This is a genomic window from Hymenobacter terricola, from assembly GCF_017921975.2.
GTDB classification, from domain to species: Bacteria; Bacteroidota; Bacteroidia; order Cytophagales; family Hymenobacteraceae; genus Hymenobacter; species Hymenobacter terricola.
In genome coordinates, this window is record NZ_JAGEMO020000033.1 from 63,064 (window position 1) to 84,268 (window position 21,205).

At 53.9% G+C, this 21,205-nt stretch carries 18 protein-coding genes; 16 read left to right on the forward strand and 2 right to left on the reverse strand.

Annotated features, from left to right (window positions below; all coding sequences use genetic code 11):
* The first annotated feature begins 56 nt into the window (after nt 1–56).
* From J4G38_RS18760 to J4G38_RS29020, 16 genes are all read left to right on the forward strand, one after another.
* Nucleotides 57–1,115, forward strand: a complete 1,059-nt coding sequence (locus tag J4G38_RS18760; RefSeq protein WP_226163551.1) for a glycosyltransferase family 2 protein — start codon at nt 57–59, stop codon at nt 1,113–1,115.
* Complete coding sequence (locus J4G38_RS18765; protein WP_210519764.1) at nt 1,112–2,080, forward strand: glycosyltransferase family 2 protein; 969 nt, start codon at nt 1,112–1,114, stop codon at nt 2,078–2,080. Before J4G38_RS18760 ends, J4G38_RS18765 begins: the two co-directional genes overlap by 4 nt.
* Before the next feature lie 19 nt (nt 2,081–2,099).
* Nucleotides 2,100–3,146 carry a glycosyltransferase family 2 protein gene (locus J4G38_RS18770; RefSeq protein WP_210519763.1) on the forward strand — a complete coding sequence of 349 codons (1,047 nt, stop codon included), beginning with the start codon at nt 2,100–2,102 and terminating at the stop codon, nt 3,144–3,146.
* Between the two features lie 4 nt (nt 3,147–3,150).
* Nucleotides 3,151–4,026, forward strand: coding sequence for a glycosyltransferase (locus J4G38_RS18775; protein WP_210519761.1), 876 nt, complete (start codon nt 3,151–3,153; stop codon nt 4,024–4,026).
* Nucleotides 4,027–4,035: 9 nt separating this feature from the next.
* Nucleotides 4,036–5,205 (forward strand): glycosyltransferase family 4 protein, encoded by a 1,170-nt coding sequence (locus J4G38_RS18780; RefSeq protein WP_210519760.1) that lies wholly within the window; start codon nt 4,036–4,038, stop codon nt 5,203–5,205.
* A gap of 87 nt (nt 5,206–5,292) precedes the next feature.
* Nucleotides 5,293–6,267 carry an NAD-dependent epimerase/dehydratase family protein gene (locus tag J4G38_RS18785; RefSeq protein WP_210519758.1) on the forward strand — a complete coding sequence of 325 codons (975 nt, stop codon included), beginning with the start codon at nt 5,293–5,295 and terminating at the stop codon, nt 6,265–6,267.
* A gap of 8 nt (nt 6,268–6,275) precedes the next feature.
* Nucleotides 6,276–7,520 (forward strand): glycosyltransferase family 4 protein, encoded by a 1,245-nt coding sequence (locus tag J4G38_RS18790; RefSeq protein ID WP_210519756.1) that lies wholly within the window; start codon nt 6,276–6,278, stop codon nt 7,518–7,520.
* Nucleotides 7,521–7,666: 146 nt separating this feature from the next.
* Nucleotides 7,667–9,214, forward strand: a complete 1,548-nt coding sequence (locus J4G38_RS18795; protein ID WP_210519754.1) for a lipopolysaccharide biosynthesis protein — start codon at nt 7,667–7,669, stop codon at nt 9,212–9,214.
* A 35-nt stretch (nt 9,215–9,249) separates the two neighbouring features.
* Complete coding sequence (locus tag J4G38_RS18800; protein ID WP_210519752.1) at nt 9,250–10,401, forward strand: glycosyltransferase family 61 protein; 1,152 nt, start codon at nt 9,250–9,252, stop codon at nt 10,399–10,401.
* A 19-nt stretch (nt 10,402–10,420) separates the two neighbouring features.
* Nucleotides 10,421–11,653, forward strand: a complete 1,233-nt coding sequence (locus J4G38_RS18805) for a glycosyltransferase family 4 protein (protein ID WP_210519751.1) — start codon at nt 10,421–10,423, stop codon at nt 11,651–11,653.
* 4 nt (nt 11,654–11,657) lie between these two features.
* Nucleotides 11,658–12,911: a glycosyltransferase gene (locus J4G38_RS18810; RefSeq protein WP_210519749.1), complete on the forward strand. Its 1,254-nt coding sequence runs from the start codon at nt 11,658–11,660 to the stop codon at nt 12,909–12,911.
* Nucleotides 12,912–13,048: 137 nt separating this feature from the next.
* Nucleotides 13,049–13,981, forward strand: a complete 933-nt coding sequence (locus J4G38_RS18815; protein ID WP_210519747.1) for a glycosyltransferase family protein — start codon at nt 13,049–13,051, stop codon at nt 13,979–13,981.
* 67 nt (nt 13,982–14,048) lie between these two features.
* A complete protein-coding gene (locus J4G38_RS18820) occupies nt 14,049–15,200 on the forward strand; it encodes a glycosyltransferase family 4 protein (RefSeq protein ID WP_210519745.1) in 1,152 nt (383 codons plus the stop codon).
* 80 nt (nt 15,201–15,280) lie between these two features.
* On the forward strand, nt 15,281–16,192 hold the full coding sequence (locus J4G38_RS18825; RefSeq protein WP_317198214.1) for a glycosyltransferase family 2 protein: 912 nt from the start codon (nt 15,281–15,283) through the stop codon (nt 16,190–16,192).
* Nucleotides 16,193–16,276: 84 nt separating this feature from the next.
* Entirely contained in the window at nt 16,277–17,413 is a 1,137-nt protein-coding gene (gene rffA, locus J4G38_RS18830; protein WP_210519742.1) for a dTDP-4-amino-4,6-dideoxygalactose transaminase, read from the forward strand.
* A gap of 9 nt (nt 17,414–17,422) precedes the next feature.
* A complete protein-coding gene (locus tag J4G38_RS29020; protein WP_210519740.1) occupies nt 17,423–18,493 on the forward strand; it encodes a glycosyltransferase family 4 protein in 1,071 nt (356 codons plus the stop codon).
* Here the strand turns inward: J4G38_RS29020 and J4G38_RS18840 are convergent.
* The gene (locus J4G38_RS18840; protein WP_226163552.1) at nt 18,490–19,812 is read right to left on the reverse strand and encodes a hypothetical protein; all 1,323 of its coding nucleotides are present in this window, start codon (nt 19,810–19,812) and stop codon (nt 18,490–18,492) included. The two genes, J4G38_RS29020 and J4G38_RS18840, sit on opposite strands and share 4 nt — an antisense overlap.
* A 47-nt stretch (nt 19,813–19,859) precedes the next feature.
* Complete coding sequence (locus J4G38_RS18845) at nt 19,860–21,146, reverse strand: tol-pal system protein YbgF (protein ID WP_226163553.1); 1,287 nt, start codon at nt 21,144–21,146, stop codon at nt 19,860–19,862.
* Nucleotides 21,147–21,205: the final 59 nt, after the last annotated feature.

The following is a 21,205-nucleotide window of genomic DNA, read 5'->3' on the forward strand; positions in this document are numbered from 1 at the left end:
CCTAATCTACAAATAAACTGTATTGTGCGGCTTTTGCCGTCTGAATCTATTAATTAATGAATGCTGCCGCTCCCTTAGTCAGTGTGCTAATGCCTGTGTACAACGCGGCTCCCTATGTGGAACAGGCAGTTCGGAGTATTCTGGAGCAAACATTCGCCGATTTCGAACTGCTCATTTTTAATGATGGGTCCCAGGATGCCAGTAGCGAAATTATCCGCAGCATTCAGGATGAGCGAATCCGGTTTTTCGACTGTGGCCAGAACTCGGGTTATGTAGTGCATTTAAATGAGGGCCTACGGCTGGCCAAGGGCAAATACATTGCACGAATGGATGCTGACGACATTGCCTTGCCTGAGCGTTTTGCCAAGCAAGTGGCACTTCTGGAGCAAAATGTCCAAATAGGCCTATGCGGAACGGCATATGATACGTTCGATGCCATGCAAATAAAGGTTTATGTGCCGGTTAGCGATACGGAAATCCGGGAATTTATGCTGTTGAATAGTCCAATGGGCCACCCTACAGTGATGTTTCGTAAATCAATTATTGAGCAGTATAACCTTCGGTATGACCCCAGCTTTATGCCAGCCGAGGACTATAAGCTTTGGGTCGATTTCAGTGGCGTGACCAGCATTCAGAATATACCCGAAGTATTGCTGCACTACCGCGTGCATCCGTACCAGATAAGTTCCTACATGAATGACAACCAGCGGGCCAATGCCGATGCAGTAAGAATTCTACAACTAACGACGAAAGGATTTGACTTGACGCCACAGGAGCGACTTAGCTACTGCCAGATTCTGCATTGTACTATCCGACCGGAGACACCAGCGCAAATGCGGGAAATGCTGGCATTGATGTGGAACATAAAACGCCAGAATGAGCGGTTACAAGCCTATGATGCCGCTTGGTTCAATCGATTATTCGCTAAAGCCTGGCGTGAAGCTGTTACTGGAGTTCAGCATTATACTCTCGGGCATCTGCAGCCAACCCTCTTACAAGCTAAGCCGATGCCCAATCCGTTTGGCTTAAGCGACACGTTGCGGATAATAGTGAAAAGCCTGCTCGGCTGGGAGGCAAAACACGAGGCTGCTAATCTTGCGAATTCGGTATTATGAGCTTAGTCAGCATCATCATCCCGTGCTACAATTACGGCTGGCTACTGGCTGAAACGCTGGATTCGGTGCTGGCCCAAACGTATGCCGAATGGGAATGCTTTGTGGTCGATGATGGCTCGGTTGACAATACCCGTGCGGTGGCTGAGTTCTACCAAAGCCGGGATGCGCGTTTTCGGTACCTGTACCAGGCCAATGCCGGCATGTCGGCGGCCCGTAACATGGCTCTCTGTTTGGCGCAGGGTGAGTTTATTCAGTTTCTGGATGCGGATGACCTGCTGGCCCCTCACAAACTGGCGGTTCAGGTGGCTTACCTGCGCAAGCATCCTGCCGTGGATGTGGTGTACGGTGACGTGCGCTACTTTCGGCACGACGCACCTGCGGTGCTCAGCCGCTCATTCGATATGCAGGATGTGCCGCAGCTACATCACCTGGAGGGTAGTGGCCTGCCGGTAATAGAGTCCTTCGTGCGGCAAAATGAAATTGTGACGAATGCGCCCTTGCTGCGCGCCCGCCTGATTGAACTGGCGGGGCCTTTTACCGAAGGGCTACGGTCAATGGAAGACTGGGAGTTTTGGTTGCGCTGTGCGATGCAGGGTGCCCGCTTCAAATACGAAGCCAATCCCGATACCTGGGCGTTGGTACGCATCCACCCCACCAGCACCAGCCAGAACCGTAGCCGCATGATGGATTATACCCGGCAGGTGCGCGAGCAGCTGGAGGCTTCCTTGCACCAGTTAGGCGCTCAGCAGGCCATCGCTATCAATCGGGAGGCCTTGCGTTCCATTCTGGAAATTCAGGCCGCCGCCGAGTTTCAGGAAGGCCGGCCCCGGATGGGCTGGCAAAAATTCTGGCAACTGGGGCGCAGTACGGGGCGCTACACCTATTATATGCGGGCAGCTTTGTATTGGCTCCGGCAAGGCCCGAAAAATAATAATGCAGTCGTTGGTACGCCGCAGTCGCGCTAGCGACTAATTTTCTCCTCTCATGGCTACACGTCCGCTTCTTGCTACAGCACCTGTGCCGGCCATGGTTTCGGTTATTATTCCCAATTATAACCACGCCCGCTACCTGCCCCATCGCCTGGATAGCGTATTGAACCAGACGTACCAGCAGCTGGAAGTTATTTTGCTGGACGACTGCTCTACGGACAACAGCCGGGAGGTATTAGCCCGATACGCCCAGGCAGATTCCCGTATTCGGCTGGTGTACAATGACCAGAATAGCGGCAGCACCTTCAAACAGTGGAATAAAGGCATTGCCCTGGCCACCGGAAAATACGTGTGGTTGGCTGAAAGCGACGATTACGCCGCCCCCGACTTTTTGGCGACTTTAGTGACGACCCTGGAAGCTAATGAGCGCGTGGGCCTGGCCTATTCTAATTCGTATAGCGTCGACGAGAATGAAGCCTTGATGCCCGTGCCAACCTGGGAGCCATTTCTGGCGGAGCTTGATGCTACCTTGTGGAAGCACGACTTTACCCAGTCCGGCCTTGCGCTGGTGCACCGGTTTCTATCGTACCGCAACATCATTCCCAATGCCAGTGCCGTACTGTTGCGTCGTTCCACGCTTGCCGAAGTAGGCCCCGCTGACGAAAGCTTTAAAATAATGGGGGACTGGATTTTCTGGGCAAAAATACTGGCGGTAAGCGACGTGTCGTACGTAGCGCGGCCCCTCAACTACTTTCGTTCGCATCGCAACAACGTGCGCAGTAAAACACTGGTGAATGGCACCGCACTGGTCGAAACAACGCAGCTGTTGGGCATTGTGCGCCAATACGGCAAGCCCGATGGTGGTTTTTACCAACTCGCGTTTCAGCAGTTGCTGGACAACTGGTTTCACGCGTTGGTGTATTATCAGGTTCCTTTCGGCCGGCACAAGCTTGCGTATCAGAATATGAGCAAGCTAGACCCCAATTTCAGGTCGCTATTTCTTCAGAATCTGGGGCGATTTCTGTTGCGTAATCGTTTCAGTGGCCTCAAAATGCTGGTTGGCGATAAGCTGAAACGCGTTATTAAACGGGCAATTAATTAAAGTAATGATTACGGTAATTATCTGTACGCGTGACACCACCGCATTGGCGGCAGTTAGTCAGAGTGTAGCAGCCACCATTGGGGTGCCCTACGAAATCATTGCCATCGACAATAGCCGTGGGCAGTACAGTATTTGTGAGGCCTACAACCTGGGCGCTGGTCAGGCGCAGTATGAGTTGCTGTGCTTTATGCACGAGGACATCCGCCTGCACACGCCGGGCTGGGGCACCATCGTAGCCGATACCCTGGCCGACTCCACCATTGGCATACTGGGCGTAACCGGCGGCCTGTACCAACTGGCAGCGCCTGCGGCATGGTGGGGCTGTGGGGTGGCGCTATGCCGCGAAAACGTGCTCAATGTCTTTGCCGACGGCCATACCAAAATGGAACTGCATAACCCCGAAGGGGCGGTGCTGACCGATGTGGCCGTGGTGGATGGCATGTGGCTATGCTCCCGCAAAGAAGTATGGCAATGCTACCCATTCGATGCCCGCACGTTCACCGATTTTCATTTTTACGATGTGGACTATTGCACCGGGGTTTTTCGGCAGGGCCTGCGGGTCTGCGTTACGTTCCAGGTACTGCTTGAACACCATTCCCGCGGCTCTGTGAACGAGGCATGGGTTCGCAACGCACTGAAATACAAGAATAAGTGGCGTGGCCAGTTGCCGTTTGGCCCTGTGGCAGTGTCGGCTGCCAAGCAGCGCCGATTGGAACTGCGCGCTTTGCAGGAGTTCACCGGTCGTTTGGTGCAAGGACATTTTTCCTGGTGGCTAGTGGCTTCTTACATAAGGCAATGCCTTGCGCTGGCGCCCTTTAATCGGGACACGTTTTGGCTGGTTAAACAATGGATGCAGACCGGTATATCTTCTATCCGCTAAATTTGTAGTATGCGCATAGCTTTCGTTTCGTTGATGTACGATGCCCCGTGGGGCGGGAGTGAGGTGCTGTGGGCCCATACTGCCGAAAAAGCGTTAGCTGAAGGCCACGAGGTATTCGTCTCAACCCACGCCTGGCCCGAGCCGGCGGCTCAACTGCAGAAACTAGGCGAATCGGGGGCTTCCTTTTATTTCCGGCCTCGCTACGAAGCGACGCTTCAGTTTCGGGCCACCAGCTGGCTCAAGCGCCTGCCGCGGGGTGGGACACTGCTGGAAATAAAAGCGCTGCGCCGCTTTGCTCCGGATGTGGTATTGGTAAGCCAGGGGGGCTGGAATGACTTGTTGTTTCATCAGCAGCTATACGATTGGTTGTGCGGAGTGCCCTTCCTTTTAATTTGCCATAACTACCACGACCCCGTTCGGCAAAACGACGAACAACGGGCCAACATGATAACACTGTTTGGTCAGGCCCGCGAGGTCATGATGATTTCAAACCAGCAATTGCGGGTGCTGCGCCGGCAGTTAGCGGCTCCTTTGTCAAATGCCCGGGTGGTGCAGAACCCCCTAAACCTACCCCTGAACTTCCCGGTGCCCTATCTGGGGCCAGCCGTTGACGACGTTCCCCAAATGTCCGTAGTCGCTAGTTTCGATGTAGACCGCAAGGGGCAGGACGTACTACTCGAAACCCTGGCGGCACCCGAATGGCTGGCCCGGAGCTGGCACCTGAACTTCTACGGTCGCGGACCAGACCAGGCTTACCTGGAGCGCCTGGTGGATTTTTACGGCTTGACGAGCCGGGTGACCATGCACGGCCACGTAACCGAAAGCACGGCTATCTGGTCCCATACGCACCTGCTGATAGTGCCCTCGCGGATTGAGTCGGGCCCAATGGTGGTGCAGGAGGCCATGCTGTGCGGCCGGCCAGTGGTGGCCGCCGACGTGGGCATGGTACAGGAATGGCTAGACGATGACAAAACCGGCTTCATCGCCGACATGGCCTCGGTCAACTCCCTTAATAAAGCCTTAAACAGGGCATGGGCCCGCCAAGCCGACTGGTCCGCCATGGGCGTGCTGGCGGCCAAGCGCGCCCGGCTGCTGTTGGAAAACGACCCCATTGAACAGCTCCTTAACCGGTTAGTAGCCTTTGCCCGCAGTCCGGCCGTGTCCAAACGGCTGCAATAGACTAGTGCGCAAAATGCAATTGTTTTGTTTTTAACCCCGACCTTTGCAGTCGTTGGATTGCCATCTATACCCTATAGTAGCTTATTAATGATTGATGATTCGTCCCAGCCGCTCATTACTTGTGTTATCGGCGGTGCTGGGTTCATTGGCAGAGCAGTAGTTGAAGCCCTGCTGGCGCAGGGGCGCCATGTACTGGTGCTGGGCCGCCGTGAGATACCCCAGGAAGAGTTGCCGGTTGGAGTCGAATACATCGTAAATGATGGCAGCGACCAACTGCTGCGTCAGGTATTTCACCGCGCCAACGAGGTTGTCGATTTAGCATATGCCACCATTCCACAAACCAGTTTTCAGGACCCGGTGCACGATATTCTGATAAATGTGCCGGCGACAGTGCGTTTATTTGAGTTGGCCGCTGAAGCATCGCTGCGCAAGTTTATCTGGATTTCTTCGGGAGGGACGGTATACGGGCGTTCTACCGCAGCCTCTCAGGACGAAGAACATTCGACCAATCCTATTTCGCCGTATGGGATTACCAAACTGGCAATTGAGAAATACGCCCACTTGTTCTACGAAACCCGGAACTTGCCCATCGTGTGCGTGCGGCCCTCCAATGCTTTTGGCGAAGGGCAACGGGCCTACTCCGGGCAGGGTTTTATTGCCACCGCCATCGCGTCCATCCTGGATGGTAAGCAGTTGAGCTTATTCGGTGAAAATGGCACGGTGCGCGATTACTTGCATGTGCAGGACATGGCCGAGGGCATAGTGGCCGCCCTGGTGCAAGGCCACCCAGGCGAGGTATACAATGTGGGCAGCGGACAGGGCCTGAACAACCGCCAGGTGCTGGATGCGTTGGCCCCATTAGCTGCCGCCACCGGGGCCGAGGTGCGGGTGCAGACATTGCCAGAACGCCAATTTGACGTGCCCGTGAATGTGTTGGATAGTCAGAAGCTGACGGCGCATACCGGATGGCAGCCGACGATTGGATTTTCCGCGGCTTTGCTACGCACCTGGCAATGGTATGTGCATCAGGCCGCCAAACAGCGCCGTTCGCTGGTAAAATAAATTTAATAATGGCAGACCCACACTTGTTGCGTATCGGTTTCGTCACCAGCACCGACCCCCTCAACCGACGGTCGTGGTCGGGGGTGCATTACTCTATCTTTAAGGCATTGGAGCGCAACCTGGGCGAAGTAGTAGCCTTGGGACCCGTAACACTGCGGTGGCCCTTTGCCTTGGGCGACCGGCTGAACAGCTGGCTGGTGAAGCCCCTGACCGGCAAGCGCTACCAATACGGCTGGAGTGTGGCCGTGTCCCGGTGGTACGCTTGGGTATTCGGGCGCAAGCTGGCCCGGCAACGCTTCGATTTGCTGGTGGCCCCGGCCTCTTTTACTGAAATTGCGTTTCTGCGTACCGATGTTCCCATTGTGTACATTGAGGATTCGACGCTGCGGCAGCTCATTGATTTCTACCCCGGCCTGACCGGGTTGCTGGCACTGAGTAAAACCGAGCTTGACTACCTGGAGCGCCGGGCGCTGGCGCAAGCACGCCTGGTGTGCTATTCCTCGGAGTGGGCCGCGCAGTCGGCTCGGGCCGACTATGGCACGCCGGATGCCAAGCTGGCGGTCATCCCGTTTGGGTCGAATTACCCCAGCCCACCGTCCCGACCCCAGGCCTTGCAGCACACCGCCGCGCCCGACGGCACGTGCCGGCTGTTTTTGCTGGGGGGCGAATGGACCCGGAAAGGAGCCGACGTAGCGTATGCAACCATGGTAGCGTTGCAGCAAATGGGCATTCCTGCCACTCTGACCGTGGTTGGGTGCCGGCCCACCAACCTGGCTGCCTTCGATAACCCTGGGCTCCGCATCGTTCCGTTCCTGAACATGGGCGAAGAAGCTGACCAGCAGCAGCTGCACGAGCTGTTCAGCACCGCCGACTTTTTCCTCATGCCCTCGCGTGCGGAATGCGCCGCTATTGCTTTTTGCGACGCAAATGCTTTTGGACTCCCGGTGTTGACCACCGACGTGGGCGGTATTAGCAGCTTTGTGCAACAAGGCCGAAACGGCTACATGCTGCCCTTGTCGGCGACGGGGGAGGACTTCGCCCACCAAATTAAACAACTGCTCGACGACCCCCAGCGCTATCAGCGCCTGCGCCAGCAAAGCCGGGAAGAGTACGAAACCCGCCTAAACTGGGACACCTGGGCGCGGCAGTTATTGGCCGAACTGCACAAACGGCAAATGATACCGCGAACCGACCCCGCCGCTGATGCCGCGCGGAGCCCACACAGCTCTCGAGAACCTTTTCGCCTTCCGTAACTGATTTTTAAAAGTGGCGAGATGATTGTTAGGGCTCGCGAAATATCTATCGGCTATCGAATTTAAAATATTAATTAGTAAATACTTACAGTATTTATAATCGTTAGTGCCTGAGTAGCGCGGTCCCATTTTGTTATCCGAATTCTATGTCTGACATTTCCCGCACCAAAGCTGCCTTTTGGGGTACTGTTTCTACGCAGGCATTCACCATTATTTCGATGTTGGTAGCCATTATCAGCACGCCGCTGATGGTGAAATACCTGGATAAGGACGCTTATGGCTTGTCAATTATATTTTTTCAAATAGTCAACTATTTGGCATTGTTTGACTTTGGCTTATCCTCCGCCGTAATTCGTAATCTGGCCCTGCACCGCGGCGACGACGAGCACAACCGGATGATGGTGAACCGTATTATGTCGACGGGGGTATTGGTGGCCGCGGCTTTCGGGTTGCTGGTCACGCTGATTGGTATTGGCTTTGCACCGCTGCTACCACGCATCTACAACCTCCGCCCCGGGCTGGCCGAACCAGCTATTCCCATTGTCATCACCCTGAGCCTGCTGGTAGGAGCCCAGTTTATTCAGCGTGGATTAGGAGGTATTTTTTTTGCTCACCACCGCCAGACGCTCATTGCCACGCCTACTTTTTTTGTCGGCTTCTTCACTACTGCCCTCACGCTGACCCTGCTATCGCACGGCGTCGGCCTCTGGACGTTTGTATACGCCAACGTGTTTCAATTGGTAGCCAGCTCCGCAGCGCAAGTCGTGCTGCTGCGCATTTATTACCCCAAACTGCGCATCAGCCCCCGGTTTTACGACAAGGAGCTCACGAGCTCGATGCTGAATTACGGCTTTTTTATGTTTTTGCAAGGCCTGGCCACCCAGGTTATCCTGTACACCGACCGACTGGTGATTGGCAAGGTGTTGTCTTTGGCTCTGGTGGCCGTTTTCTCCCTGACGGTGCGCATCCCGGAAATAGGCATGAATCTGCTGGGCCGTATCACTGAAAATGCCTTGCCGGCCGTTGCCGAGATTGTGGTGCACGAAGGTGCGGAACGGGCCCGTATCTATTTTCACCGCATCATGATACTCGTTATTGTATTGAGTATGACAGCTTTCTGGTTGATGCTGGCTTTGGATGAATGGTTTATTCATTTGTGGGTAGGCCCCGATTTCTTTGCTGGGGAACAGGTGTTGGTTCTTGCGCTCGTCATTATGGTGCAGCAAACAATTACCCGCACCGGAATTTTCTTTCTGAACGCCAAGGGCATTGCCCGTCCGCTCAGCTTCGCGGCAATGATAGAAGCAGCGCTCAACCTGACGTTGTCAATCACCTTGGGGCAACGGATGGGCATGCCGGGCATTCTACTGGGTACCATTCTGGCGTCGCTGCTCACCTCTGCCTGGTATGTGCCTTACCTCCTCAAGAAACACCTAACCATTTCCTTCTTTGATTCGATGGTGCGGCCCGCGTTGTGGCCAATAGTGGGCGTAAGCCTGGCCGGTGCTGGGGTGTACGCGCTGTTGCAGCTAGTCAATAATTTGCCAATGTTTAACCATTGGCTCTGGTTCCTGCCCCTTGGCGCGGTTGCGTCGGTAGTGATGAGCGCGTTTGCATGGCTGGTTTATCTGCGCGGCCCATTAGGCGAATACGTACCCATTCGCTTCCGTCGCTACTTATTCTTGAATTCCTAGCGCTCTGGCTAGGCTAATTATTTTTCTCTTAGGCGATGCCCCCTATCTCTAAATTTCTTACCAAAGCCACCCGCACCTTGCTCTGGCGTACGGGCTTGGGCCTCCGAACAGCGGCCCGCTATTGGAAAACCTACGAGAAAGGAGAGGGGTTTCGCTTTCTTTACCGCCACTCGGAAGATGTTTTTACCGGTATGCCCACTCAATTCGTGGACCCGGTCTTTAGTGAGTTTATCGCCGAAGACAACAAGCGGTGGACCATCCAGGAAAGTTTTGTGTTGGAGGTGAGCGATGTATTGCTAGAGCCGGAACGTCTGCTGGGAACCCGGGCCGGGCGGCAACTGGTAGAACAAACGGTGGTCTATAAGTTTGCCCGGCAGTATCCATATATTCTAACCCATCTGCTTCGCCCAGCCAACCCCACAGAATTAGACAAAGCCATTTGGTATGATGGCTCGGCAACGCGCAACTATTATCATCACCTGGTGGATGCCCTGATTAGCCTCCAGCAATTTGAGCACAGCGGATTACCATTGGACACGCCGTTACTCATCGCAAAACAGATGTACGAAACAGTGTTTTTTCAGTACCTGTTCCAGCGCAGCGAGCAACTGCAGAAGTTCAACTGGTATGTCGTGGGCGACCAGGAATGGGTGCATGTTAAAAAACTATATAAGTTTCAAACGGCACCGTTCAGCCCGCCGGCGTGGCGGGCCATGCGTGAGTTATATACCTTGCCTAATCAAAAGCCGAAACGGAGGGTGTTTCTAAATCGTGATAAAACCCGCTACGGCCGTTATTTAGCCAATGAGCAGGAAGTAGTTGCCATGCTCAGGCGTCACGGCTTCGAGGAAGTACTTGCTGAAAACCTGACCATTGAGCAGCAAGCGCAGCTGTTTCAGGAAATCGAATACCTGGTGGCGCTGCACGGCGCTGGGCTGATTCAGCAATTTTTTATGAATTACGATTGTGCCCACGTCGTTGAGATAATGCCTGGAAACTACTTGCAGCCGCTCTACTACTGGCAGGCGTATACAATGGGCATTCATTACTACGATGTGGTAGTGGGCGGCGACATGCAAAGTGGTAAGGCATACCCCGTAGATGTAGCGGCTTTAGAAGCCGCCGTAATCCGTATGCTGCATAACGAGTATTCGGGTCGGGTCTACGGGCTTGTACAAGTGTCGTAAAAATCTTAATTAATTTATAATGAATATTTTAGTTGCAGTTGAAGAATTGCGTATTGGTGGTGCCCAAACCTTTGCCCTTCGGTTGGCGCAAGCTCTGCACAATGCCGGGCATCGGGTTTATCTGTATAATATGTACTGGCAATTCACGGAGCATGATTTAGTGAAGCGCCTGGCTCCTGATGTTGAGCTGTTGCAATACAAGCCTGCAAGCCAGCCAATGGATGCTTTCCTTATGCGGGCCGAGGGGTGGTTAGAGCGGCGAGGCCAGCAGTTTGCCCTACGCAACGGTATCCTTCGCAAGCACTTGAACCAAGTTATTAAAGAAAAAAGCATTGACATAATACACAGCCATACATTTAAATGCGACCATTTAATCACCCAGGTACTGCGCCAGATACCTCGGATTGCCCATGTTATTACAATGCACGGCGATTATGAGCAATTTTTAAAGTTCTATCGTTTGGGAACAGCATATGTTATTCCGAACTACCTGCAAAAACTGAGCGAAGTGCTTTCCCGTGTTAATGGCATCGCTTACTTATCAACACAAAACCTGGAAGTTCTACAGCCTGATGTAACGGCAGTTTCAACAGGCCACATCCGGTTGCGACGTATTTACAATGGGCTGGATGCTCAAATTTCGGAGGAGGCAAATCTGTTTACCCGCAAAGCGCTTGAAATTCCCGCTGAAGCGCTTGTATTTGGCATGGTAGCCCGTGGCGTTCCCGAAAAGGGATGGGAGCCCCTGGTCCAGGCTTACCAGCAAGTCAAAGCGGAAGCCACTCAGCCAGTGCATTTGGTGTTAGTTGGAAGCAGTGCGTTTTTAGATTCATTGCGGGAGAAATACAAAGCTGACGGGAATATACATTTCCTGGGGTTTGTTAACAATCCCGTTGATTGCGTGGAATCATTTGATGTGGGGGTGTTGGCTTCTTCATTAAAGGAAAGCTTGCCGAACTCTATCGCCGAATATTTATTTTGTAAAAAACCGGTTATCTCAACAACGGTAGGCGAGATTCAGCAGATGATTACCACGCCCGACGGGCAGGAAGCGGGCTTATTAATTGAGTTTCCAGAATACGGATTGGCTGACGGCCAGCAGCTATACGAGGCAATGGCCCAATATGCGGGCAATAAGGCATTGTTGAGGCAGCACCAGCAACTAGCCAGCCAAGCATTCACCAAGTTTGATATGAAACGCTGCGTCCAAGCCTACACTGAACTATATCAGGCTTGTCAGCCAGAGCTATAATACTGTGAATACTTCAAATACCGCGCGCAATTTATTGCTGCTCATTCCCAATTTAGGCATGGGCGGTGCCCAACGTGTATTCCACGACCATAGCGTGGAACTGGCCAAGCAATATGCCGTAACGGAAGCCGTGTTCAATCTCGAAGGCGGCGACCTGTACCCCAGCGGCAACCCGGTGGTGAGCCTGGAAGTAGGGGGAGGAGGAGGGGCTTTGGCCAAGCTACAGAATTTCCGGCGGCGCATTAGTGAGCTGCGTCGGTTGCGTGAGCGGCTGCGGCCGGTGGCCTGCATCAGCCACCTAGAAGGTGCCGACTATGTGAACTTGCTGAGCGGCGGGCCAGGAAAAATTATTCTTTGCGTACACGGCTCAAAACTACACGACGCCAACATCCGGGGGGTGGTGGGGTGGCTACGCAAAAAGGTACTCATTCCGGCGCTTTACAACCGTGCCGACCGCATCGTGACGGTGAGTCGGGACATCATTCCCGAACTTATTCAGGGCTTTGGTGTGAAGCCTGAAAAGCTGCTCACCATCAATAATTTCTTCGAGGTGGCCCAAATTGAGGCCAAAAGCCAGGAACCATTGTCGGAAGCAGAAGTCGCAGTATATGCTGCTGACCCTGTGCTGGTGACGTCAGGACGGCTGACTCTGCAGAAAAATCAGGCCCCGCTACTGGATGCTTTCGCAGCGTTGCTCCAACGACAGAAGGCGAAATTGGTCTTCGTCGGCGATGGTGAATTGCGCGACGCCCTTCTTGCCCACGCCCGCGAATTGGGCTTGCGCGTGTACGCCATCTGGGAAGCGTCGGCACTGCTTACTCCGGACTATGACGTTTATTTTTTGGGCTTACAGCAAAATCCGTTCAAGTACCTGCGCCCGGCGGCCGCATTCGTATTTCCTTCCGCCTGGGAGGGTTTTCCCATGGCGTTGGGCGAGGCCATGATTTGTGGGCTCCCGGTACTGAGCGCCGACTGCCCCACGGGCCCGCGCGAAATGCTTGCTCCTGCTACCGCTACGCCCGCTACCCCGTTGCGTCAGGTTGAGCACGGGGCGTATGGGGTATTGCTCCCCATGCTGACCCAGTCAGCCACCCTGAATGCCGACCTCATTGCCTGGACGGACGCTCTCGACGATTTGTTGAACGATTCGGCTGAGCGTGAAAAGCTGGGCAAGCTGGCCCGCGAGCGAATGCAGGATTTTACACGGGAGCGGATTTTTGGTCAATGGATGCAGTTGGTAGAAGATGTGCAATTGTAAAATATATATTTGTATTTTTAAATAATTTAACTCATAGATATAAAAAATAAGGGTCGCATATAAAGTATCGATGCCTAAAAATATTTTTTATAAAAATAAATATTGAAAAACAAATTGTTCTCAAAATTAATTGGTGTATGGTCCGTCAAGACATGAATACGACATTTTTCATTTCAGATAAAATCACCTTGATTCTGGATTCGCAGCTATCAAAAGATAATCTGTTAGAACTAAAATATTGGAAGCTTATCCTGGAGAAGTTAATGGCTAAGCAAATTGACAATTACTTCTCAAATGTGCATTTTTATCTGGTCTTTGGTAATCAGCCCATTAACATGGCCATGAGCAAAGATGTCCTCAACGTTTTTCTGATTGCTGATGAACGCCAGACGCTCCAGCCTACTATTTATAACGGAAGCAATATTGTATTCCAGTCGTCATATACTCCGGCAAAGTTCGGAAATGTATATTCGAAGCTTTTTGCCTTTCCGGTTGGGTATAATGGCGAATTAGATTTTAGTAATCCTGTTCCGTTTTCTGAGAGGTCCGTCAACGTGTTCTTTTCCGGAAACCTGCATAGGGGACGCCGCAGAATGTTTAAATTTTACAGTTATCTGCGGTATTTTCCGTTCTTTCTGCAGCACCGGTTGCAAGAAAAAATAAAATCTACTTACGATGACAAATATCCGAACTCTTACATAAGGTTTACCAATGGCTTCATGCGCGGGTTGAACTTTGAAGAGTACGCTAACTATATTAAAAATAGTAAAATTGTACTGACGCCACACGGCTCCGTCGTAGAAGAATGTTTCCGACATTATGAAGCGATGAAATGCGGGTGCGTGATTATATCGGAAAGACTTCCCGAGAATCATTTTTTTTCCGGCTCACCCATCATTCAAATCGATGATTGGAAGGAAGCAGATAAGATTATTAAAGAACTGCTTGAAAACCCAGACCGCATGCAGGAATTACATATTGCTGCTTTGCAATGGTGGAAAGACGTGATGTCTGAGTCGGCAGTTGCTGATTACATGGCTGATATAATCAGCAAGAACCAAATAGCGTAAGGTTCTAATTAGGGTGTTAATACAAGCAAGCAGCTAATGTGCGCTTTTTACTAGCGGTATTTCGTTGATGCATCTGGCTTCTGGTTTGGTCGTATTGGTAGTTGATAATTCCCGTGCTGTAACCGGGGCGCTGAATGCCATGCGCCACGCGACAGGCCCATTACGCGCCGATGGGCTGCGCTTTGAATACGTGCTGCCCACTGGCAGCACAGGGCGGGCTGCGCTGGAAGCCGATGGCTACGTGGTGCACGAGCTGCCGTTCGTAGAAATCAGCCGCAGGAAGTGGGACTTGCTCAGCTACGGGCCCATGTTGGTGCTCAATGGGTGGCGACTGCGGCAGCTGGCCCGACAGCGGGGCGCAGTGCTTATTCATCTCAACGATTTTTACAACCTCACTGGTTACGTAGCCCGGTTTTTTAGCTTGGGCCGGCTAGAGGTGTTCACCCACGTACGCTTTTTGCCTCAAACGCTGCCTCAACCGCTGGCACGGCTGTGGCGGTGGCTGGCCGAGCACGCCGCGCAGCAGGTGCTGTGCGTGTCAGAAGCCGTGCGGAGCTATTTCGCGCCGGGCCAGGCATCGGTCGTTACCGTATATGACCCTTTGCCCGCACAAGGAGAGGCGTTGCCAGCACACGTAGTGTCGGATGTTTCCCAGCCTATACAGCTGCTGTATCTCAGCAACTACATCCGTGGCAAGGGCCAGAACTTCGCGCTGGAAGCCTTTCGCCTCGCGTATGCTCGCAATGCTAACCTGCGCCTGCATTTCGTGGGCGGCGACATGGGCATGGCCAAAAATCGGGAATTTCGGGCCGAACTGGAAGCTGCCGCGCAAGCCGCGGGCCTGGCCAAAGTAGTGCGGTTCGACGGGTTTTCGGCCGATACCGAAGCCGCGATGAAGGCGCACGACATCGTGCTCAACTTCTCGGAAGCCGAGTCATTTTCCCTGACGTGCCTTGATGCGCTCTACTACGGGGTGCCGCTGATAGCTACCGATTGCGGCGGCCCGGCAGAGTTGTTTGAGCATGAAAAATCGGGCCTGCTCGTGCCCAACCGCGACGTGCCGGCCATGGCAGATGCTCTCATCAAGCTGGCCGGCGACACGGCCTTGCGCCAGCAGTTTTCGACGGCCAGCCGCCTGTTTGTTCGCCAGAAATTCGCCCCCGCCCACACCTACCAGCGGTTAGCCGAGTGCTACCGCCGCGCCCTTGGTCGCGGCTAAATTTTGCTGGGCAGATTGATAGCCCGTTTTCGTGCCAACCTTTGCTCTCAATGACGCCAACGGCCCCCGTTTTGCTTTCCGTGGTAAGCCCCGTATACCGGGCCGATGCCTCGGTGGCCGAACTGGTGCAGCGCCTGGTGACGGTTTTGGAATCCATCACGCCGCATTTCGAAATACTACTGGTTGACGACCGTAGCCCCGACGATTCCTGGGCGCGTATCCGGGAGCTGGCGGCAAGCGAGCCGCGGGTAAGGGGCCTGCGCCTGAGCCGCAACTTCGGCCAGCACCGCGCCATCACGGCGGGCCTCGACGCTTGCCGGGGCGAATGGGTAGTGGTAATGGACTGCGATTTACAGGACCGGCCGGAGGAAATACCGGCCTTGCTGGCCGAAGCGCGGCGGGGCTACGACTTTGTGCTGGCCCGGCGCGCCAATCGGCAGGACTCGTGGGGCAAAAAGATGCTGTCGCGCCTGTTCTACCGTGTATTATCCTACCTCACCGAAACACCGCAGGACCCGGCCGTGGCCAATTTTGGCATCTACCACCGCAAAGTAGTGGCGGCCGTGCTGGCCATGCGCGAGAGCATTCGCTACTTTCCCACCATGGTGCGCTGGGTTGGCTTTCGCGCCGGCTACCTCCCCGTGATGCATGCCGGCCGCGCCGCCGGGCGCAGCAGCTACGGGCTGAGCCAACGCCTCCGGCTGGGCCTGGATATTCTGCTGGCGAACTCCGATAAGCCTCTGCGACTGACCATTAAATTTGGCTTACTGCTGTCCGGAGGAGCATTTTTGTTTGTTCCGATTACCCTGCTGCGCTACTGGACCGGGCAGATTGACCAGCCAGGCTACACCAGCCTGATTATCTCCATCTGGTTTTTTTCGGGGCTGCTGCTGTCGGTGCTGGGAATGGTGGGCTTATACATCGGCAAAACGTTTGAGCAGGTGAAAAACCGGCCGCTCTACATCGTGGACGAGGAAGTGGCAGGCGCCTGAAAATGCTCTGCCGCAACGGCCGCTTTGTTGTTGTTTCGGGCAAGCCCGGCTATGCCCGTACCTTTGTAAGGATTTCCGCTGCGCATGCACCCCGCAATTCCCTTCAACAAACCGTATTTCTCCGGCAACGAAACCCGCTACATCGAGCAAGCGGTGCGCTCCGGCAAAATATCCGGCGATGGATTGTTTACGCAGCGGGTCCACCAGTTTTTTGAGCAGGAACTCGGCTTCCGGAAGGTGCTGCTCACTACGTCTTGCACCGACGCATTGGAGATGGCGGCCTTGTTGCTCAATATCCGTCCCGGCGATGAGGTGATTGTGCCGTCCTTCACCTTTGTCAGCACAGCCAATGCCTTTGTGTTGCGTGGGGCCAACATAGTTTTTGCCGACAGCACTGGCCTCAATCCTAACCTCGACCCGGCCGCGCTCGAAGGCCTCGTCACGTCCCGTACTCGTGCCATCGTGCCGGTGCACTACGCCGGCATTGCATGCGACATGGCTGCCATTCAGGCGGTGGCCGACAAGCACGGGCTGGCCGTGATAGAAGACGCGGCGCATGCCATCGACAGCTACTACCGGGGCCGGGCACTGGGCAGTCTGGGCACTTTGGCCGCTTTTTCGTTTCACGAGACCAAAAATATTATTTCGGGCGAAGGTGGAATGCTGGCTATCAACGATGCGCAGTACGCTCCGCGCGCCGAGGTAATTCGGGAAAAAGGAACCACGCGCACCGCCTTTTTTCGGGGTGAAGTGGACAAATACGGTTGGGTAGATGTAGGGTCATCGTTTCTGCCTTCCGACATCATTGCCGCGTATTTGTGGGCACAAATCGAAAACCTGACGGATATTCAGCAGCAGCGCCGGGCCATTTGGCAGCGGTACTATTCTGCGCTTGAGCCTTTAGCCAACCAAGGAATTGGCCTGCCTCGCCTGCCCGATTACGCCACCAACAACGGCCACCTATTTTACCTCGTATGCCGCAACCTGGCTGAGCGCACAGCCCTCATCGCATACCTCCGGCAGTTGGGTATATTGGCCGTTTTTCATTACCTGTCGCTGCACAAGAGCACCTACTATGCATCCCGGCACGACGGCCGGGCGCTGCCCTGGGCCGACCTTTATTCCGACTGTCTCGTGCGCCTGCCGCTGTTCTACGAACTCACCAACGCCGCCCAGCGCCGCATCACCGATGCAGTGCTGGACTTTTATCAGACTTATTAATTTTCGTTAGTGCGCATTCTATTCCTCGTCCCTTATCCGCCCGGCCGGGCCCCTTCGCAGCGCTTCCGCTTCGAGCAGTACCTTGATGCCCTCACGGCCCACAGCCATCAATACCTCTTGGTGCCTTTTCTGTCGGTGGCTACCTGGAACATTCTCTACCAGCCCGGCCAGGCGGCGGCCAAAGCCTTGGGTATTCTGGGTGGGTTTGTGCGCCGGGTAGGGCTGCTCTTCTCGGTTCCGGCCTACGACTTCGTGTTCATCCACCGCGAGGCTGCGCCCATCGGCCCGCCGGTATTTGAGTGGATTATTGCCAAGGTGCTGGGCAAGAAGATTATTTACGATTTCGACGATGCCATTTGGCTCCCGAATACCTCGGAAGCCAATAAGATTGCCGCGGGCGTGAAGTGGCACCACAAAGTGGCCGAAATCTGCCACTGGGCGTACAAAAACAGCTGTGGCAATGCTTATCTGGCTGATTATGCGCGGCAGTTTAACCCCCGTGCGGTCGTGAATCCCACCACCATCGACACCGTGCATTTGCACAACGAAGTGCGTGACCAGGCCGCACCGGGTCGCTTGGTTATCGGTTGGACGGGCACCCATTCCACGCTCAAATACCTCGACCAGGTGGTGCCCGTGCTGGCCAAACTGGAAGCCGAAGGACTGGACTTTGAATTCCGGGTTATCTCCAACCAACCCCCAGCCTTGCCACTGCGGTCGCTGGTGTTCCTGCCGTGGCGAAAAGACACTGAAATAGCCGACCTGTTGGGCTTCCACGTCGGCCTTATGCCACTGGAAGATGACCCGTGGGCCAAAGGTAAGTGTGCCTTCAAAGCCCTGCAGTACATGGCTTTAGGTATCCCAGCCTTGGTTTCGCCAGTTGGCATGAACACCGAAGTTGTTCAGCATGGCCAGAACGGGTTTGTATGTGCTACGCCCGCCGAATGGGAAGCCAGTCTGCGTCAGCTCCTCCTCGATGCCGACCTGCGCCAGCACCTCGGGGCCGCTGCCCGCGCCACTGTCGAAGAGCGCTATTCAGTGCGTGCGAACACGCCTAACTTCCTCAATTTGTTTGCTTAAGCACGGGCCATCGATGGCGCAGCGACGCTACGCTGTCTGCCCTGAGGCCTTTTTATTGGAACTGTCATGCTTTGCAGAATATATAAACCGCTCAGGTAAAAGGGCATGAGGGGTATCTTGTACCGCACCAGCGTACCAAAGTTGCCGCTGGAAATCCCAACTGAAATGGCGAAAATCAGGCTGAAAACAAAACAAAGAGTCAGCACCGGTACCCGACCAATTGCACTAAACGTTTTGAACAGCCCCACCCGCCAAATAATTCGCAACGTTAGTATCAGGAAATAAGTCGCTTCCAGCGCCGATAAGGCCATGGTTGGGTTGCGGGCTTCCCATAGAAATGGGCGGAATAAGGACACTATCACGGCCTGAGGCGCGAGCTTTACCATACCCGATATTGTGCCGTCCTGTGCCCCAATGTTATATCCCGAACCCCGTTCAGTCTGGCTAACCTGCTGCAGGTAATCAGCTGTTAACTTGCTCTGCGCGCCGATATTGTCGAGGTTAAAGCGGGCATCTGCTTCAGAGAGCTTGGCAAAAGCGTAGAATGCCAATACTGCCCCAATGCCCAGAAATACCGGTTTGGCCAATATTCGCACTGCGGTGCTGCGGATGTCGCGCGTGACTTCATTGAAAACCCATAGCAAAGCCGGCGGCATAAATGCCAGCAGAATGTAAACCTTCATGGCGTAGATGACGCCTGCCGCGCCCATGCCCATCACTACGCAGCGCAGAATATTTCGCCGCTCAATGGCGCCTCGATAAAAGGCATAAAACAACCAGCCCAATGCCCCCAGGCACAAGGAATCTTTGAGCAATCCCGAACCCCAGAAAAATACCGAAGGCAGGAAGAAGACGGCCGTGGCCAGTTCCTGGTATACTTGCGGCCGAATCTTGGCAAAGGTCATGTACATAACCCACATACCGGTGAATGTTACAACCGCGAAAAGCACGGCAATAACCGTATAGGTGTGGAAACTCAGCAAGGCAAACACCGCTGCCACGCGTATTACGAAGTATTCGTTGCTTCCGTGACCAAACCACGTCATCTGGTCGGTATATCTACTGATGGCCGGAGTTACGTCTCCTGAAGTAGTGACCAACTCCCAACCTGCCGCAAATGAATCGCCAAAAGCATGATAAACGATGCCGGCCTGGTGATAGTAATTATTAGTGTCGCCACCATACAGCGTATGGTACAGGATTCCTAGCGAAATAGCTCCTATTATCTTAACCGTGAGCGCGGGAATGAAATATTTTTTGGTGTATACGTTCGTTACGGAGTCGCGCACGCCGTAAGCAATTACATAGATAATTGCCAAATAAAAAGGGGTAATATATAGGTCTTTTAATTCCATGCTGCCTACGCCTACTTATTCTTTTTTAAATAAGTTTTGGCCTCTTTATATTGTTCCGACTTGTGGTCGGCTTTGTCAGCCACCACCTCATAATAGCGCTTAGCGGCGGCAGCATCCTTGTCTTTTACTGCCAGGCGCGCCAAATTCATGTTGGCGAACAGGTAAAAACCGCCGGATGTATCGCCCGTGCTCTCGGCAAATACGATGCAGCGCTGGTAGTAATCCTTGGCTTTGGGAATATCGCGATAGCGGTTTTGCATCAGGTAGCCCAGGAAGTAGCTGGCGTAGCGCCCGCTGATGCCTTCATAGCCCGGCATACCTTTATTAATCTTATCAAGGATTTCGCGGCTGACCCGTTCGCAATCGGCGAACTCTCCTTGGTCGTAGGCGAGCAGGGCGTAAAAGCGCTGGAAATAGCCGTTGTCGGGAAAGGTAGTAGCCAGGTAGCGGGCCACGGGCATGGCTTCTTCGGCATTGTTTTCCTCGTTTTTGAGGATGCGCATGAGGAAGACTCGCGCCTCAGTAGCAGTGTAAAACCCATTGGTGGCCACACTGCGCAATTGTTGCATCCCTAGCTTCTTGTCGCCCTTGGGAAAAAACAAGAGCACCGGCTTGAGTAGCGGGTAGTTATCCGGAATCCAAACGGCGTAGTAATTAAACAACGCCTGTCCAAATTGAAACTCAGGGCTAAGGCCGTTGGCTTCCTGGCTTTTCTTTAAAAAATTCAGGGAGCGCCGGGCTCCCACCGTGGCCTTACGCCAGTCATGGCGTTCGGCATGCAGCCGCGCATCAAACCCATACGCCGCCGATAAGAAAAAGCTGGCTTCGTAGTTATTGTTATCGGTGTCGTATAACTGCTGGGCTTTGGTAACCGCCGTGTCCATATACGCAAAGAATACCTTGTCGTACTGTTCGGTCTGGAAGTTGGTGGGCATGATTTTCCACCACGTGCTGAGCCCCAGTAAAAAGTACGGCATGGGGTGGTTGGGGTACCGCCGCCGCAACGACCGAAACTGCTTCTCAGCCTTGTCATACTTGAAATTGTAGATGTTGTGCACTGCACCGTCCAGCTCAAGTTGAATGTCTTTATCAAGTAGTAGCCAGCCTTTTGTATCGATGGCCGAGGGTAGCACCCCCACGGAATCGAGCGCGACCGTTTGCATGGGAGGGGGAGTGCGAATTGTATCGGGCGTTTGGGCCTTGCCCAGCAGCGGCATCAGCAGCCCCAAGCAGATACAAAACAGCGAACGCAACATAGAAGCAAAGTAGAGAGTAGACCCGCGCTGCTGCCCGGTCAAAAGCTGGGCAGGGTAAACGGGCCTGCTAAAGTACGGACTTTGGCCTAGCTTTGAGTGCA